At 71.6% G+C, this 15,828-nt stretch carries 15 protein-coding genes; 2 read left to right on the top strand and 13 right to left on the bottom strand.

The window, feature by feature from the left end:
- Positions 1-2: 2 nt before the first annotated feature.
- The 5 genes from ACFYZY_RS26685 to ACFYZY_RS26665 are packed head-to-tail and all read right to left on the bottom strand — an operon-like array spanning position 3 to position 4,511.
- Complete coding sequence (locus ACFYZY_RS26685) at positions 3-1,454, bottom strand: SCO6880 family protein (protein ID WP_388698868.1); 1,452 nt, start codon at positions 1,452-1,454, stop codon at positions 3-5.
- Positions 1,451-2,968, bottom strand: coding sequence for a hypothetical protein (locus ACFYZY_RS26680; RefSeq protein WP_388698866.1), 1,518 nt, complete (start codon positions 2,966-2,968; stop codon positions 1,451-1,453). The genes ACFYZY_RS26685 and ACFYZY_RS26680 overlap by 4 nt, the downstream gene beginning before the upstream one ends.
- Positions 2,968-3,762: a hypothetical protein gene (locus ACFYZY_RS26675; protein WP_388698864.1), complete on the bottom strand. Its 795-nt coding sequence runs from the start codon at positions 3,760-3,762 to the stop codon at positions 2,968-2,970. The genes ACFYZY_RS26680 and ACFYZY_RS26675 overlap by 1 nt, the downstream gene beginning before the upstream one ends.
- 10 nt (positions 3,763-3,772) lie before the next feature.
- On the bottom strand, positions 3,773-4,093 hold the full coding sequence (locus ACFYZY_RS26670) for a hypothetical protein (protein ID WP_234010801.1): 321 nt from the start codon (positions 4,091-4,093) through the stop codon (positions 3,773-3,775).
- Positions 4,094-4,097: 4 nt separating this feature from the next.
- On the bottom strand, positions 4,098-4,511 hold the full coding sequence (locus ACFYZY_RS26665) for a hypothetical protein (RefSeq protein ID WP_388698861.1): 414 nt from the start codon (positions 4,509-4,511) through the stop codon (positions 4,098-4,100).
- Between the two features lie 572 nt (positions 4,512-5,083).
- On the opposite strand from ACFYZY_RS26665, the gene ACFYZY_RS26660 reads away from it, so the two are divergent.
- Positions 5,084-6,148: an NlpC/P60 family protein gene (locus ACFYZY_RS26660; RefSeq protein ID WP_388698859.1), complete on the top strand. Its 1,065-nt coding sequence runs from the start codon at positions 5,084-5,086 to the stop codon at positions 6,146-6,148.
- Between the two features lie 64 nt (positions 6,149-6,212).
- Here ACFYZY_RS26660 and ACFYZY_RS26655 read toward each other — a convergent pair whose 3' ends face one another.
- The 3 genes from ACFYZY_RS26655 to ACFYZY_RS26645 are packed head-to-tail and all read right to left on the bottom strand — an operon-like array spanning position 6,213 to position 9,579.
- Positions 6,213-7,355, bottom strand: a complete 1,143-nt coding sequence (locus tag ACFYZY_RS26655) for a hypothetical protein (RefSeq protein WP_388698857.1) — start codon at positions 7,353-7,355, stop codon at positions 6,213-6,215.
- Positions 7,356-7,369: 14 nt separating this feature from the next.
- Positions 7,370-9,136, bottom strand: coding sequence for a relaxase/mobilization nuclease domain-containing protein (locus tag ACFYZY_RS26650; protein ID WP_388698854.1), 1,767 nt, complete (start codon positions 9,134-9,136; stop codon positions 7,370-7,372).
- Positions 9,136-9,579, bottom strand: a complete 444-nt coding sequence (locus ACFYZY_RS26645) for a MobC family plasmid mobilization relaxosome protein (protein WP_388698851.1) — start codon at positions 9,577-9,579, stop codon at positions 9,136-9,138. Before ACFYZY_RS26645 ends, ACFYZY_RS26650 begins: the two co-directional genes overlap by 1 nt.
- Positions 9,580-9,823: 244 nt before the next feature.
- On the opposite strand from ACFYZY_RS26645, the gene ACFYZY_RS26640 reads away from it, so the two are divergent.
- On the top strand, positions 9,824-10,213 hold the full coding sequence (locus ACFYZY_RS26640; protein ID WP_388698849.1) for a hypothetical protein: 390 nt from the start codon (positions 9,824-9,826) through the stop codon (positions 10,211-10,213).
- Between the two features lie 442 nt (positions 10,214-10,655).
- On the opposite strand, the gene ACFYZY_RS26635 is transcribed toward ACFYZY_RS26640, so the two are convergent.
- The 5 genes from ACFYZY_RS26635 to ACFYZY_RS26615 all read right to left on the bottom strand — a co-directional run bounded on the left by ACFYZY_RS26635 (position 10,656) and on the right by ACFYZY_RS26615 (position 15,700).
- Positions 10,656-10,856 carry a hypothetical protein gene (locus ACFYZY_RS26635; protein WP_388698846.1) on the bottom strand — a complete coding sequence of 67 codons (201 nt, stop codon included), beginning with the start codon at positions 10,854-10,856 and terminating at the stop codon, positions 10,656-10,658.
- On the bottom strand, positions 10,853-11,230 hold the full coding sequence (locus ACFYZY_RS26630) for an ATP-binding protein (protein ID WP_388698844.1): 378 nt from the start codon (positions 11,228-11,230) through the stop codon (positions 10,853-10,855). The genes ACFYZY_RS26635 and ACFYZY_RS26630 overlap by 4 nt, the downstream gene beginning before the upstream one ends.
- A gap of 165 nt (positions 11,231-11,395) precedes the next feature.
- Positions 11,396-12,622: a multiprotein-bridging factor 1 family protein gene (locus tag ACFYZY_RS26625; RefSeq protein ID WP_388698841.1), complete on the bottom strand. Its 1,227-nt coding sequence runs from the start codon at positions 12,620-12,622 to the stop codon at positions 11,396-11,398.
- Positions 12,623-12,784: 162 nt separating this feature from the next.
- Entirely contained in the window at positions 12,785-14,443 is a 1,659-nt protein-coding gene (locus ACFYZY_RS26620) for a hypothetical protein (RefSeq protein ID WP_388698839.1), read from the bottom strand.
- Between the two features lie 621 nt (positions 14,444-15,064).
- Positions 15,065-15,700 carry a hypothetical protein gene (locus ACFYZY_RS26615; RefSeq protein WP_388698836.1) on the bottom strand — a complete coding sequence of 212 codons (636 nt, stop codon included), beginning with the start codon at positions 15,698-15,700 and terminating at the stop codon, positions 15,065-15,067.
- Positions 15,701-15,828 lie beyond the last annotated feature (128 nt).

Here is a 15,828-nt window from a genome sequence, read left to right as displayed (position 1 = left end):
CGTCAGTCCTTCACCAGCGGGGAGTAGCCGATCGGCAGTCCGGCCGCGAACACCGCGGCCTGTGCGCCGAACGCGCTCCGCATCCGGATGCCGCGGGTCGCCTTCACCGCGCGGGCCAGCTCCTGGCGCGCGGCGGGCAGGTCGGAGGCCTTGCGGGCGGTGGCGGTGACCATGAGGGTCCAGTCGACCACCTGGACGCCGCCGGCCACCTGCGCGGCGGCCCGTTCCGCGCGCTGGAGGTCGGCCTTCTGGCTGTACTTCGCGCGGCCCTTGACCTCGGCGGTCGCCCGCGCCCGGTCGTGGGCGTTGCTGATCTCCCGCTCCAGCACCGCTTCGCCCTCGTGCGGATCGAGCACGCGGTACAGCAGGGTGATGCGGCGCTGGTAGCGCCCCGGGGCCAGCAGGGGCAGCAGGACGCTGTACGGCAGGGGGCGCTTGGGCATCTCGCGCAGCACCCAACTGATGCTGACGCCGCCGTCGTGCGCGTACTCCTCCCAGCCGTCGTCGGCGGCCTGCGGCCCGCACTCCGCCCACGACAGATCAGCGAACTCCGAGTCCCGCGCGTTGAACACGTCCGGGTCGTACGCGCTGCGCACGATCCGGCGGAGGTCAACGTCGGTCGCCCGGCGCTCGATGTCCGTGCCCGTGCCGGACAGGTCGAGCGAGTCGACCACCCGCAGCGCCTCGGCGACCTGTTCGGCGAGGTCCGCCGGCGCGTTCACGGAGGCGTTCGGGTCCACCGTGACGCTCATCCACGGAGCGACGCTCGCGGTGGCGTGCGGGGTGGTGCGGACCAGCTCGTCAATGACGTTCTTGGCGAGCTGCGGCGCGTTCGGGTCCTTGCGCTCGGCGACGTTGTCGCCGAGGGCCTCCCCCGCTCCCGGGGTGATCTGGATGGTGACGGACGCGGCCTTGATCTGCTCGTCGGTGCTCATCGCGTCCAGCACGGACGACCAGGTGCGCAGGCTGCTCTGCACGGCCCCGGTGGGCGCCATGAGGCTGCCGCCCGGGGCGAGCAGGGTGGTGATGGTCATGCGGCCGGTTCCCCGGTCGTGGACGACGCCGACGGGCCGCCCGCTGGTCGGGTCGTGCGCCTTGATCAGGGTGGAGCTGGCACCGACGCCGGGAAGGTCCAGGGCGTAGGGGTGCGGCAGCAGCAGGCGCCGGTAGGAGGTGGCGTCGAACTTCGCCGCCCGCTTCCAGGCGACCTTGGCCCAGTAGTAGTTCAGCGCGGACATGCCGTGGCGTCGCGCGGCGGCCAGCCCGAAGACCGCGCCGGTCACCGGGAGAGTGACCAGCAGGGACAGCGGGGCCTGGGTGGCGATCAGGCCGTCCGCCACCAGGATGACCGCCGCGAAGATCGTCGCGTTCCGCGACAGCCCGCCGAAGCCGAAGCTGCGACGGGCCCGGAAGCCCTCGACCATCAAGGTCTTGGGCACCTCGTGGGTGCTCACTGGTTCTCTCCGCCCATCTGACCGCTCGCCCCCTGGACCGCGTCGTTGACGCCGTCCAGGACCTGGATGCCGACGCCGACCGGACCGAGCGCGCCCGCCGCGGTGCTGGTGCCGGCGGTGCCCGCCGTGCCCTGCACGGCCTCGGTGGTGCCCGGCGTGCCGACGCCCGGAACGCCGTCGACTTCGCCGCCCTGTCCGGGTACGCGTCCGGTCTCGTTCCGGGCGGCCTGCGTCTGGGCGTCGCCGCCCTGGCCGCCGTCCTCGCCGTCGCCGCCTTGGCCCTGGCCTTGGCTGCCCATGCTCTGCTCGACGTACTTCGCGTGCTCGACCGCGTTCGTGCCGCCGTCGCCGTCACCGCCTCCGTCGCCACCATCGCCGTCGCCTCCGGCCTTCCCGGCGAAGTAGCCCGCGGCCGCGCCGAGGGCGCCGCTGGCGCCCCCTGCGCTCATGCCCGCGCCGACCGCCGCCCCGAAGGGCGCGAAGATCTTCGTGAGCGGGCCCGGGGCGAGCACCGCGAGGACCAGCGTGGCGCAGCCGCGCAGCCATTCCGCGAGGGTCTTCGAGTGGCCGAACTCCGCGAACCCGGTGCAGATGATCACGGCGACCGTGGGCTTGTAGGCCACGATGACCATGCCGGAGGTGATCAGGCTGGGCGCCCACTTCCGGGTGGCCTCGCCGCCGGTCCGGCCGCCGCCGGCCACGGGGATCAGTAGGCAGATGATCGGGATGGCGCTCTGCCGCAGGAAGATCATCACCATCTGGATGAAGCCGATCAGCAGCAGCACGCCGACGATGCACAGCAGGGTGATGGGGTTCGAGATCGCGTTGGGCAGCAGAACCGCGATGATCCGCTCGTAGGCCTGCCCGTCGTCATCGAAGGTGGCCTTCACCAGTCCGGCGCTCAGTGCGTCCCCGAGCGTCAGCAGGAACGCGAACAAGCTGACGCCGAGGGCGGACAGGACGATGTTCTCCACCCATCCCTTCATCGCCACCCCGGCGTGCTGCGCCTTCCCGGTGATCGCCATCTTGGCGAGGTTCCACATCACCCCGAACGCGGCGATCACCAGCCCGAGCCACACGAGCATGCCCGCCAAGGTGGCTTTGCCGTCCCACAGGCCCGTGCCCTTCAGGTCGACCGACGGGCCGAGCAGCGCCAGGGTCAGCGTCTTCTTGATGATCCACTTGGTGACGTCCTGGGCGGACTTGATGATGTCGCCGAGGACCGAGTCCCAGACGTTCTTCCAGGCATCCTTGATGGCCTTCTCGCCCGCTTCACCGACCGCGTCGCACATGTCCGAGCCGGTCAGCCCGCCGATACCGGTGAGCTTGCCGCCGGTGTGCAGGATCGTCCCGAGCACCGGGCCGGTGGTGACCCGGCATGCCCCCTCGATCGTGTTGCTGATGATGCCGTCGGCCCGCGCGGGCTGCGGCGCCGAGACGACGGACACCCCGAACACCGCGGCGAGGGCTAGCAGCACCGCGGCGAACCGGCGCCCCATGACGCCTCGGCGCATCACGACGCCTCCCGGATGGCCGTCCATCCGGCGCTGTTGAAGTCGGCGTCGCCCGGCGCGACGATCCGCGGCTGCGTCTGGCCCTGGACGTCCTTCTGCGCGCGGGCGGTGGCGTCCCCGGTGAGCTTCCAGTCGCCGCCCTCCCACTGCGCGCCAGCCAGCGTCCGGGTGTAGGAGCCCTTCTCCTTCTCCATCTCGCCGTTCTTCTGCACCACCCTGGTCAGCAACCACGCGCTGACCTCGGTGTCGGACTTCTGGATGATCTTGTATCCGACCACGGTGTTGCGGACGTACGCGCCCGCGGGCAGCGACTGGCCGGGGCTCACGCCCATCTGCTTGGCCAGAGCCTTGTCGCTCTGCTGGGCTTGCAGCTCGATCTGCTCGGCGTTCTCCGACGACTGGTCGGCCTGGCCGATGTACGAGTGGTAGATGCGGAGCTGCTCGTCGGTGTTGGTCTTCTCGCCCTCGATGTCGGTCGCGTTGGCGGCGACCATCATCGACACCGCGCCCTCGGTCGTCTTCGGGAAGCCGACCTGACTGCCCCGGTCGTCGGTGCGCTTCCCCCGCGGAAGTGCCGACCACTGGTCCGGCTCCGTCCAGTCCTCCGGCGGCGCGTACGTCGGGCCGGGCGAGGCGGACCCGCTCGCGCTCGCGCTCGGGCCCTTGGCCGGGGTGTCGCCGCCGTCGTCGCCGCCGCTGAACACCGCGTAGCCCGTCAGGGCGAGCACGGCCGCGAGCGCGGCGCCGGCCAGCCAGGTGCCCTTGGTGTTCCACGTCCCCCTGGTGCGTCCCATGTCCCCCGCCTCAGCCTGCGATGCCGTTGAGGATGGCGATCAGCGATCCGGACAAGATGACCGCGGCCAGCCCCCCGCCCATCCACTTGAAGGGCTCGGACCCGCCGCCGTTGCGGCTCTTGTCCGACACGGCCAGCTTGTAGACGCCGAAGGCCACACCGCCGACCCCGGCCAAGACCAGCAGCCACAGGCCGTAGCCGAAGATCTCGGAGACCGGCCCTTCCATGCCCGGGATCTTCGTCGGCTTGGCCCCGGGGATGAGGCTGCCGCCGCCCTTCTTCTTGTCGTCGTCCGCCGCCAGGATGAACGCGGCGACCCGCTCCATAGCCATCTGCTCACTTCCCTTCGATCGAGCGCCGCAGCTTCTCGGCTGCGGACCGAACGTCCTTGTACTCCAGGGCCTCGTCAGGACCCTTAACGGCCCGGAGAACGGGCAGGTACGGCAACCTCGCCACCCCGGCCAGCCGCCCCTCCAGGGCGCGGACCAGGAAGCGGGCGTCCTGCACGGGGCGGGCCGGGCTGTCGGCCACCCACACCAGCCACGGCCGGGGCAGCGAGCCCCAGCGCTGGAGGGTCTGCTCGACCATGTGCGTGCCGTACAGCGTCGTGTCCGCCACGAGCACCGGGGAGGCGCCGTACGGGATGTGCTCCCCGTACGCCAGGACTCGGGCCCGGGCGCCGCCGGCGTCGTTGTCGAGCATCTTCGCCACCGTCGCCACTGCAATGCCGACACCCATGTCGATCGGCATCAGCGCGTACCGGAGGGCAACCGGCGCACCAGTGCCCGGGGTTGATGTCACCGATTGGGTGGTCATGCCGCAACTCCCCCCTGTATGCCTTCGTTTAAGTCACGATATTGGGTTCTTGGGATCACTGAGGCTAGCGTGAACCCCCGACAAACCTGGGTGGTGTTTTCGCGAGAGCCGGAGGTCAGGCAGAGGTGTCGCTCTACAACAGCGCGCGGCGGCCGGGGATTTGCCTGCAAAGCGGCGGCTGTTTCGAGACGGGGAACACGTTCCGGCTGGTCACTCCGGCCGGAGTCACAGCGTCAACACACACACCCACAGCCACACCCCCGAGTCGCCAACGGTTCCGCGCGGACGCCTTCATTTCGCCGTGCGAAATGAAGAGGGCGTCATTTCGCTGTGCGAACTCGCCCTACCTGAAACCTGATCCCCGACCCTACGTGAGCCGTGCTTCCGTAGCCGGTCCGGCCCCGGCGAATGGAGGCGCACATGCCAAACAACTCGTGATCTAGTACGGCAGAAAGTCACACAACCGGCACGACAGCGAAGCGAGAACACGCACGGGGGGATAGCACGTGAAGGTGCTCATGGGGGCCGTCGCCGCGGTCATAGGACTGGTCGTCCTGGCGCTCCTCGCGGTGGTGGGTGTGGTCATCGGCGACGACGACGCATCGGCCGCCGAGTCGACCAGTGCCAGCGGCGGCCTGAAGGGCGTCCCCGCCGAGTTCAGCAAGTGGATTCTCAAGGCGGACGAAGCCTGCAAGCAGCAGGAGATGACCCCGGCTCTCCTGGCCGCGCAGCTCTGGCAGGAGTCGAAGTTCAAGACCTCCAAGGAGGAGGCCACCAGCGAGGCCGGCGCACAGGGCCCGGCGCAGTTCCTCCCCTCGACGTACGCGACGTGGGCGCGCGACGACGACGGCAACGGGGAGGCCAGTCTCTGGGACGTCGGCGACGCCGTCATGGCGCAGGGCCGGATGATGTGCTCCCTGCTGAAGCAGGCGAAGTCCTCCGGCTACCCGGGCGACGTCCGCGCCCTCGCACTGGCCGGGTACAACGCCGGGTGGTACCGCGTCCAGCAGTACAAGGGAGTGCCACCGAAGAGGTTCGCCAAGGGCGAGACCTTCAACTACGTCCAGATCATCTTGTCCACCATGCCGCGCTTCCAGGGACCGAGCCTCATCCAGGTCTCCGGGCACGGCTCGGGAGCCGACGCACTGCGCAAGGCGGTCGGCCGGATCGGCACCCCGTACGCCTGGGGCGGCGGCGGACCCTCCGGCCCGTCGAAGGGCTTCTGCGACGGCACCAACGGCTACTTGAACGGCGACTGCGTGGCCTCCAGCACCACCGGCTTCGACTGCTCCGGCCTGACGCAGTACGCCTTCGCGCCCAAGCTGAAACTGCCGCGGACGGCGTCCGCGCAGTACGGCGCCACGTCCGACCGGCCCGTCTCCAGGTCTGACCTCAAGGAGGGCGATCTGCTGTTCTGGTCGCACGGCGGAAGCGGCTCGATCTATCACGTCGCGATCTACGCGGGCGACGGCAACGTGGTGCAGGCGCCGCGCACCGGCCGTGACGTCGAACTCGCTCCCCTGACGTCCGCGATGCCCGAGCGGGACTACTACGGCGCCACCCGCCCCTGACCCCGAAACGACGTGTGCCGCAGACCGACGATCGGTCTGCGGCACACGTGCGTCCGGCCGTGCTCTACCGGGTCTTGCCACTCTTCGGCGCGGGCCCGGCCTCCCGGTGCGCGGCCACGCCGGGCGTGGCCGTCGCCGCGGCCGTGCCCTTCGCGGCCGGCTTAGTAGGGCCCACGCTCGGCGACGTCGACCGCGCGGCCGCCGTGCTCACCTTCGGCCCCGCCGCGCCGACCGGCTTGCGCAGCGCATCGTTGGCGGCCTGGACCAGGCGCCGCCCCATCTGCGTCTGCGGACCCTCCTGCCACGAGGGGTCCTTCGACAGGCGGGCCAGGTGCTCCGCGACCGGCTGCCCCTTGCTCTCCATGTCCGCCATTCGCGCGGCGACCAGCGGCCACTGACGCGAGGTCACCAGGAGGTCCGCCTCCCGCTCCGCCCCGGGCAGGGCCTCGCGCACCATGCGCGTGAACTTCGCGTTCTCCGACGGCGCGATCGAGAGTTGCCGAAGGGCCCGCTCCCGGTCCCCCAGGTCGAGATCCTTGGGGATGTCGAGCCCGGTCGTCAGCGGCCCGTACGACAGCTTCGCGTCCCGGCTCGTGGTCGGCGCCTCCGCCGCCGCGAGCACCTTGGCGACCGCCTGGTCGACGCCGACGCCCTCCTCGTGCGCGGCCGCGAGCAGAGCCCGCACGTCGACTCCGCGCTCGTTCATCGTCGCCATCGTCCGCGCCATCTCCGGCCACGCCGGGGAGGACAGGATCGCCTCGCGCACCGGTCCCGCCGGCAGCGTCTCGCGCAGCGCCTTCGCCCACTCCTCGGTGCCCTCGCGCTTGACCTTCTCTGCGTTCGCCGCGACCTGGTCCCGTACGTCCACGGTGATCTCGCCGACGCGCGGGAGCATCGTCTCCAGGTCGACCCCGGCGGCCTTGAGTGCCATGAGCTGCTGGGCGAGCTGGGGCCAGTCCGCGCCCTCCAACAACGCCGTGGCGATGTCGTCCGGCAGGAACTTCTTGACCTCCTCCGAGGCCTCCGCCGCCGCCTTCTCGGCATCCGGGAGTTCGTCCTCCTTCCCGGCCTTCTTCTGCTGCTGACGGCGCACCGCGTCCGCGATGGCCATCACCAGACGGAACGCCATCACGGAGGTCTGCACCGCCTCGGCGGCGGCCTCCGTGAACGCCTCCCCGGGGCGTTCCTCCGGTGTCGGCATCGACATGTTCGCTCCCCTCGTTACCGGGCCCGTCGCGGGCCCTTGCGCTGCTCGTCACCCGGCGGCCGACGTGTCGGTCCGGGCGCCCCCGTCTTGCGCGGCCCACTGGTGCGGCCGGTGCCGCCCGTGGACGTCGGCGACGGGCTCTTGCCGGTGGCCGTCGTCGTCGCACCGCGCTGACGACTCCACCCGTCCAGACGCCATGTAAGCACTTCGGCGACCGAGTCCGCTGAGGTCAACTCCCGCTTGGCGGCGACCGTGGCGAGGACGTCGACCGGGTCCTCGCCCGCCTTCTCGACCGCGGCCAGCCGCGTGCGCAGCGCGGGCCACGCCGGGTCCGCGAGGATCGCACGCGCGTGTACGGGCACCGCCTCCTGGAGCACGCCCGCCATCGGCCTCTCGCCCGAGACCGCCGGTGTCCGGCGGGCCCCCGGGGTCCGGGTGGTCGCGCGCTTCGGGCGGGGTCGGTACTCGCGCGCCGCGCTCGCGCCGGCGGTCACCTCGACCGCCTCCCGCAGCAGTCGACCGGCCCGGCCGGAGGCTTCCGCCTGGGCCCGGTGCTCCTGCGCCTGGTGCCACTTGCGGGAGGCCTCGATCGCCATCACCAGGGCGAGCAGGAACCCGAGCGCGGCGACCGTGTCACTGCGCCCGGCGGCCGCCGCCGACTGCGACAGCAACTGTGTCGACTCCCGGTACAGGCTGCGCGCCTGACCCTCCAGCGCACGGTCACCCGGGACGCGCGACGCGCGCTCGAACTCGTACGCCGCGTCCTTCAACCGGTCGCGCACCATGCGCGGCGAGATGACCGCCGCGATGACGATGAGGTCGCCGAGTGCGGCCACGTCCCCGGCGCCCTCGCGCAGCCCGCCCGCGCCGAGCTGGTCGGCGGCCGCGCGCACGCGGCGCTCTGCCTCCTGCCACATCTCCGCCGGCGCGACTGTCGGCACGGAGACCGGTGTCGTCCAGCGTTCCCGGACGCGCGGCAGGGACAAGTCCGAGGCGAGCCGGGCACCCGGAAAGAAGACTGCGCGCTGTCCACCATCGCGGTCGCCCGGCATCGCGACGGAGTACCCGGTGATGTTCCCGTCCGGTGCCACCCGCTTGTTCACCCGGACCCCGGCCGCGGTGAGCCGGGCGAAGAAGTCGTCCTCGCTCGTGGCGGCGGCCGCGGCCTGGCGGACCGTCCGCTGGAGCGTCTCCCGGACCGGCTCCGACAGTCCGCGCCGGACCGCCTTCTCCTGCTCGCCGGTCTTCGCCCACTTCCGCGCGGTCTTGTCGCCGTGCTTCAACCGACGTAGCCCGAACTCGACCTCGAACTCCCTCGCGGCCGCGTGCATGTGCGGGATGTCCTGGCGCAGCCTCGGCTGCCGACCGTCCTGCCTCGCCTTCGTCGCGACGATGTGGATGTGGTCGTCGGCGTGACGGATCGCGACCCACCGACAGGCCTGGTCGTCGCCGTGCTTGGCGATGCCGGAGGCGTGCATCATCTCGCGGGCGACCCGCGCCCATTCCTCGTCCGACAGGAGCCGATCCTCGGGCGCGTTGCGCACCGCGACGTGGTACACGTGCTTGTCCGGCCGCTTGCCGAGCAGGGCGTACACCGGGGCGTCCAGGATGAGCGCCAAGTCGGAGATCGTCATGTCCGGCGAGCGCGCCGGGTCCTCGACAAAGGGGTCGTCCCAGGAGGCGACCATGTGAGGGTTGGTGTGCTCGTCGCGCTTGCCCGGGCCGTACAGGTAGTCCAGCAGACCCTTCGTGTCTGTGCCGTCCCGGGCCTTCTTCGGCATCACGACCGCGGCCGCCGTTCGCGCATCACCTGGAGCGTCGCCTCGTCCATGCGCTGCACCACCTTGACGATCGCGTCCAGGGTGGCGGCGAGCTGGGCATTGGTCACCGTGCCGTCGGCGTTCAAGGCCTTCGCGATCTGGTTCACGTTATTGCCGATGCGGGACGCCTGGTTGCGGGACTGGATGAGTTCGGCGACTAGGTCGCGGGCGTCGACCGAGACCGGCACGACCTTCTCCTTGGCCACCTTCAGGGCGGCGTCGCCGACCCATGCGGCGAGGGCTTGGTTGTCACGCGCGGCCGCCTCGCGGACGATCGTCAGTTCGCTGTCGGTGTAGGAGACCTTGAGGCGGTTGTCGCGACGTTCGTCGGGCTCGCGGTCGCGGTAGCGCGCGCTGCGATCGGCGGTACGGCGCCGGCCGTCCGCTGCTGGTGGCTCTGCCACACCAGCCCCCTTCCCAACCCCCCCGGTCCGTCCTCGGACCAAAGATCACCGGCCGCCCACAGTAGTGGGCCGAAAGCCGGGGATCACGCAAACTGGGCCCAGTTTGCACTAACTCGCTTCCGGTGGCTGAGGCCATCCGGAAGCGCACACGGTGCACATGGCCATCCGTCAAAAGCCCCTACGGCCTGCGGTGATGGGCCCGCCCCCGCGGCCGCCGTCCGGGCGGTACCAGTACGATCACGGCATGGCGAGCGCACACGACATCATGCAGCGAATGAAGGAAGTCCAGGCGGCCCGCGAGGAGGCCTTCAAGCCGCTGGCGGAGATCCTGGGGCAGCGCGAGGAACTCCAGCGTCAGTTGAAGGAGACGGACACGCCGTACGCCGAGGCCTTCGTCGCCGCCGAGGCGGCGGGCTGGACCACGGAGGAGCTGAAGGCGATCGGCGCCGAAGAACCGGAGAAGCGACCGAAGGGCCGCACGCGCACCCGGCGGGCGCCGAAGAAGGACGCCCCGAGTGGAACGTCCGGGGCGTCCGCACCGGAGCCTTCGGCGGCACCGCCAGCGGCTGCGATCCCCGGTCAGGAAGGCGCCGCTGAGTCCGCGGCCGCCGGTGCCGGAAACACCTCCGGCTGACCACCGACGAAGGCAGAGAAGGGGCCCCGCGCAGCGGGGCCCCTTCTCGTTGTGCACGCTTCCCTCCCCGGCCTTTCCAGTGTCCGGCCGGGCTCCTCCGCATCAAGGTCGTACGTCCGCTCCTCGCCGCGTCGCTCGTTCCTCCCGACGCGCCTGCGGTGCGGGCGCTCCACCTTGACACTCCGTCCCCCGACCTGGGGAAGGCCTTGACGGGGAGGGGAGGAAAAAGGGTCGGCGCCCTCGGCTCCGGCGGTGGGCGCGGGCCGTCGCGCGGGTGCTGCCGGGAGGGTGGAGCGTTCCAGGAATCTGGAACACACAGCAGTGCCCCGGACTCCTCACGGGTGGAGTTCCGGGGCACTGCTTCCGGCCGCTGTCCGCGACGGGGGTGGCGCGGACAGCGGGGTTCGGGGGGCGGGTCAGAACCCGCCGGATCGGCGGCCGGTCACAGGTCGCCCGCCTGGATCATCTCCTTGCGGGTGCGGAGCACGGTGAGCTTGTGCGGCTCCTCCGCCGGCCACTCCGGTCCGCCGCCACTCGGTGCGCGGAGCCAGACGACTCCGCCGCGGATGTCGGTCACGATGGCCCGCTTCTGGCCTTCCTTCACCTCGTCGCCGACCGACGGCATGGTCTCGGTCTCTGTCATCGGGTCACCTTCATTTCTGCCCAGACTCGTTTGCCCCACGGACGCTGTTCACGGCCCATCAGGTCGCACCCCCAACGGTCCGACAGCTCCTCGACCAGGGCGAGGCCGCGGCCGTTGTCGTCGTCCGGTCCGGCTTCGCGCATCTCGGGGAGTCGGTGCGGTGCGAGGTCGACCACGGCGAGGTAGACCCGGTCCTGTTCGGGCCGGTCGATGATGACGCGCACGGACGTGCCGCGGGCATGCCGGACGGCGTTCGCGAACAGCTCGGTCAGCAGCAGGGCGGCGCTGTCCCCGGCGTCGTCCATCTGCCACACGCGCAGAGCGATCCGGGCTAAGCCGCGCGCCTTCGCGGCGGTCTCCGGGGTGCGGTTCATCGTCTCGCTGTAGCCGGGATATCCCGACCCGCGCGGTGTGCTGGACATATGAGGCATCGCCAGACCTCGGGGGGTAGCGGATGGTCGAGATACGACCGTAAAAGCCGGAGGGGGTAGCGACAGGTACAGTCGCTACCCCCTCGTGGAGGGGTACAGGTTGTACCCCTAGGCGGCCACGCCGAGTTGACGCGCGAGTCCGCGAGCGTCGTCACGGATGATCGCGCTGCCGCTCTCCGCCAGCTCCGCCGCGGTGCCCCGCGCGAACAGGTTGAAGCACGCCGTCTCCGGGCTCGTCTCGTACGCCTTCTTCAGCAGGTGCACGACCGCCACCGACTCGCCCGCGAGGCTGTACGCGCGGGCGGTCTCGATGATGTGGAAGCTGCGGCGGGTGGCGCTCTGCATCGAGCCGAGGTCGATGTGCGTGGCCGCGTCGACCGCGGCGCCGGACCGTACGAGGTCGTTGTTCATGGTGATCGCGTACGCGTCGACCATGCCCCGGCCGAACATCAGCCACGGGTGCACGTACTCGTCGCCGAGTCGCTTGGCGGCGGCGTCGGCGCGGTCCCAGTGGCGTTCGGCGTTGCCTTTCTGGCCGACCTTGGCGAAGGACAGGGCTGCGGCGAGGTGCAGCAGTCCGCCGAGCGCGATGTCTTCCGCCCCGCGTTCCGGGTCGAGCAGCCGGATCGACTTCATCGCGAGGTCGACGCGTGCCTCGTGGCGCTCTCCGGCGTCTCGGAAGACGTGGTTGAGGTACCAGGCGGAGGCCGCGATGGCGCGGGGGCTGTCGGCGTCCTGAGCCATCGTCATCGACCGGTCGCCGGTGAGCATCACCAGCTCGGGGGCGGGCTGGAAGCTCAGGTAGAGCTGGGCGAGGTGGTAGCCCTGTGCGAGCAGCACCTGGGACCGGCGCCGGTCGGCGCCCTCGTGGGTGCGGGCCGCGTGCTGGAGGTCGGCCAGGAGGGCGGGCAGGACGTTGGCGACGCGGCTGCGGTGGTCGCCGAATCCGTGCCACGCCTGCCACACGTTCTGTACGCGGGTGGCGAGCGCCGCCGCCGGCGTGGGTTCCTCGTCCCGGGCGAGCAGGTGGTACGTCGTCAGGGACTCCTTCACGCGTAGCAGTGAAGGGTGGGCGGCCTTGGTGTAGGTGGCGGCCGCGAGTCGTTCGTCGCCGGTGAGGGCGGCGAGGTCGTCCACGCCGAGCGCCTCCGCGAGGCGCAGGAGTAGCGGCAGGCGTGGCATGCCGAGTCGGTTGCTCTCGATGGCCTTGACCCATTCCGTGCTGCGGCCGACCAGACCGGCGAGCACCGGTCGGGTCTGGCCCTTGCGCTCGCGTTCGCGTCGGACCCGTTGGCCGAAGGTGAGGGGCGGGCCATTTTCAGCTTCGTGCGTCATGATGGACTCCGTTCTGACGTCGCACTCAGGACGGTACCGGTGCGTGAGCACCTGGGAACACCGGTCTCCGGTTCAGGTACCCGAAGGGGACCAGAAAGCCCCGGTGGGCCGCTGATGTTCAGCGGCCCACCGGGGCTTTGGTGTGGGTGGAGGCGCGCTCCCCTACGCGGCCTTCGCAGTCGGCGCGGGGTCCTCGCCGAAGAGGTTCAACTGCTCGGGCTCGGCGGCCGTCGTGCCGGTGTCGATGCCGTACAGCTCGTGCACGTAGGCGCGGACCTTGGTCTCCCAGTCGGTGTCTCCGAGGATGCGGCCGAAGATCGCGGCGGACACCATCGGGCAGACCGCGTCTGCCGCCTGCTGGGCGACGTTGCGCACGCCGCGGCCGCGCCCGACGTGGGTCCAGGGGTAGTTGGCGGGGAAGCCGACCAGGCGGCCGATGTCGGACTGGCTGATGGTCTCGCCGGTCTCGGAGTCGGCCCACCCGTACGCGGTCGCGGTGACGCAGGTCGACGGGAGGTCGGCGCTGCGCGAGCCGCCGCCCTTGGCCCGTCCGGTGGCGGGGTCGACGGGGCGGTGGCCGCGCGTCAGGTAGGTCCGGCCGGTGGGCCATCCGACGACCTCGGCGAAGGTCGGGGCCGGGATCGGGGCGGCCGGGACGACGTCCACGAACGGGGTCTCGGCGCCGCGGTGGGCGGTCATGAACCGGCGCTTACGGTGGGAGGCGCCGTAGTCGACGGCGTCCAGCGTCCATGCCTCCGTGGTGTGCCAACCGGCCTGCGTCAGCTCGCCGAACAGGGCCTCCTCGATCTGGCGGGGCAGTGCGCTGGACTGCTCGACCATGACGCACTCCAGGAGGTTGTCGCCGGTGCGGGCGAGCATCCCGAGCGGCCAGATGATGACCTCCGCCATCAGTCCGGCGCGCGGGTCCTCCAGCTCGGCGAGCGGGGCGCGGACCTCGTCCCAGGTGTCGCCGGAGCGGGGCGCGTAGCCGGTCTCCGAGTGCTCCCAGGGGAGGAACCCGGCGGCCGCGCCCGCCTCCCAGATGACGCGGCAGATGATGTCGATGGCGGCGGTGTAGCGGCCCTTGCCGAGTCCGCTCGGGGTGAAGGCTTGGCAGGGCGGGGTGAGGGCGATGATGCTGACGAACTGGAGCGCCGGGTTCTCCGGGTCCAGCGCGGTGACGTCCGCGTGGATGACGCGCAGTCCGGCGGCGACGGCGGTGGCGACGGCGCCGCCGTCCAGGTCAATCCCGATGATGTCGACGTCCGCGCCGAGGATGTCGCGCAGACCGAGCGAGAGGCCACCGGGTCCGTGGAAGAGGACGACCACGCGCTTGCGGAGGATGCGGCCGAAGGTGTCGCGCTCCGGCGCGAACAGCCACTCGATCGGGAACGGCGCCGCGTACCACTCCAGGAGTCGGCGGGTCTCGTCGTCCAGGGCGGCGAGCCGGTCGGCGGTGACCGGGCCCTGGGACTCGATCCGTCCCAGCGTGACGGCGGCGCGCTCGCCGCGGGCCTCGCGGGCGAGTTCCTCGACGCGCTCCTCGTACTGCTCGGTCACGGCGTACGCGCACTCGGCGATGCGCTCGACCGCGTTGAACGCCCACTCCTCGGCCTGCTCGGTGGGGTTCAGGGCGGCGTACTCGGTGAGCAGGGCGGCGGTCGTCTGGCACTCGATCAGTGCGGGGTGTCCGGCGGCTGCGGCGAGGGCGGCGGCGTCGTCGGCTTCCTGCGCGGCGGCGTCGGCGGTGAAGTCCGTGCTGGTGGTCGCGGGGCGGAGGAGGTGCAGCATCCCGCCGGCGGAGGCGTGGGTGGTCCCCATGTGGCCACGTCCTTGGTGTCGTTGAGGGTTCTCGGTGTGGCCCGGGGGCCGGTGCCGGGAGGGGATTCCCGCCCCCTTCCGACGTAACTAATACTCTCAAGTTTTGAGGTGGGAGTCAACCCCCGACGCACTACAAACCCGCAGGTCAGAGGCGTTTTTGAAGGTGTTTCAGGCGGCGCCGACCCCTCCCCCGGCGGACGCCGTACGACGGGCCGGTCGGGGGGCTCCCTCCTCGGTCGGGCAGGCGCAAGCCGCCGCGGGCCGTGTCGGGGTGCCGGGCTCGCGCTCGCGCGACCGCCGAAGGCGGCTTGGCCTGGCGGCCCGGCGCGGGCTGTGGCCCCCTCGGGGTGCCCGTCCGAGGAGGGAGTCCCCCGACCCCACCACCGATCACCACCCACGGGCCCGCAGTTCACCGCGCTCCCCCTCCCCCTCCGAGAGAGGGCCTGGGGGTGTGGGGGCGGAGCCCCCGCTGTCCGGACCGGCGGGCGCCGACCGGCCGCACCACAAACTCACCTCTTAAGAGGTGGGATCACGCTTCGGGCGGATCGGCGGCGGGGTACGACGACGGCCAGCGCGCCCCGCGGGTCGCGGGACGCACTGGCCGGTGTCAGGCGGCGGTGCCTACTGCTGGGCCTGCTTGCGGGCCTGGGTGATGACGCGCTTCCAGGTGTCGACGGACTGGCCGTGGCGCTCGGCGAGGGCGGCGGCCACCTCGCCGGCCTTTCGGTCGGGCATCGCGGCCAGCGCCTCGGCGGCGAGGCGGACGCGGGCGGCCGCCTTCTCCTGGCCGGTCTTGGTGCCGGGGCCGGAGGGGCGCCCGCCCTTGGTGCCGAACCCGCTGACCGGGTCGTCCACCCACTTCCAGAGCTGGGCCCGGGTGCGGTACTCCCGGGTGCGGGTGGCCAGTTGCTCGGTGTGGACCGGGTCCGGCCACTCCGGCGGCGGCGTCTTGCCGTACTGGGTGATCCGGGCCGGGTCGACGCCGAGGACGCGCGCCTGCCCCGCCGGCGGGAGCGGCTCGTCCGGGTCGCCGCTGCGGTCGACGCCGGACAGGTCGCGGGGGCGCTCGCAGTGCTGGGCGAACCACGCGTCCCACACCTGGACGTCCCAGTGCATGACGCCGCCGACGTCCCGGGCCTCCGGGTGGCCATTCGCCCCTCGGTCGCGCCACAGCTTCGACAGCGTGTCCCGGCTGTAGCCGCTGTGCTCGATCAGGTCCTCGCGGCTCGCCCACGTGCGGCCCTCGATCGTCTTCACGGGTGTGCTCCTGGTGGTGTCGGTCGTAGATACGATGGTGACGTTCGGTTTTGGGCCTGTTGAGGGCCCTCGGTGGCCGGACCGCACGGCCCGGCGGGATTCCCACGCTTTTGCGCCCCGCCGGGCCG

It is taken from the genome of Streptomyces sp. NPDC001744 (assembly GCF_042892575.1).
In the GTDB taxonomy this organism is placed as follows: Bacteria; Actinomycetota; Actinomycetes; order Streptomycetales; family Streptomycetaceae; genus Streptomyces.
The sequence above is the reverse complement of the archived record's forward strand: the minus strand, read 5'-3'. Positions and strand labels throughout refer to the sequence as shown.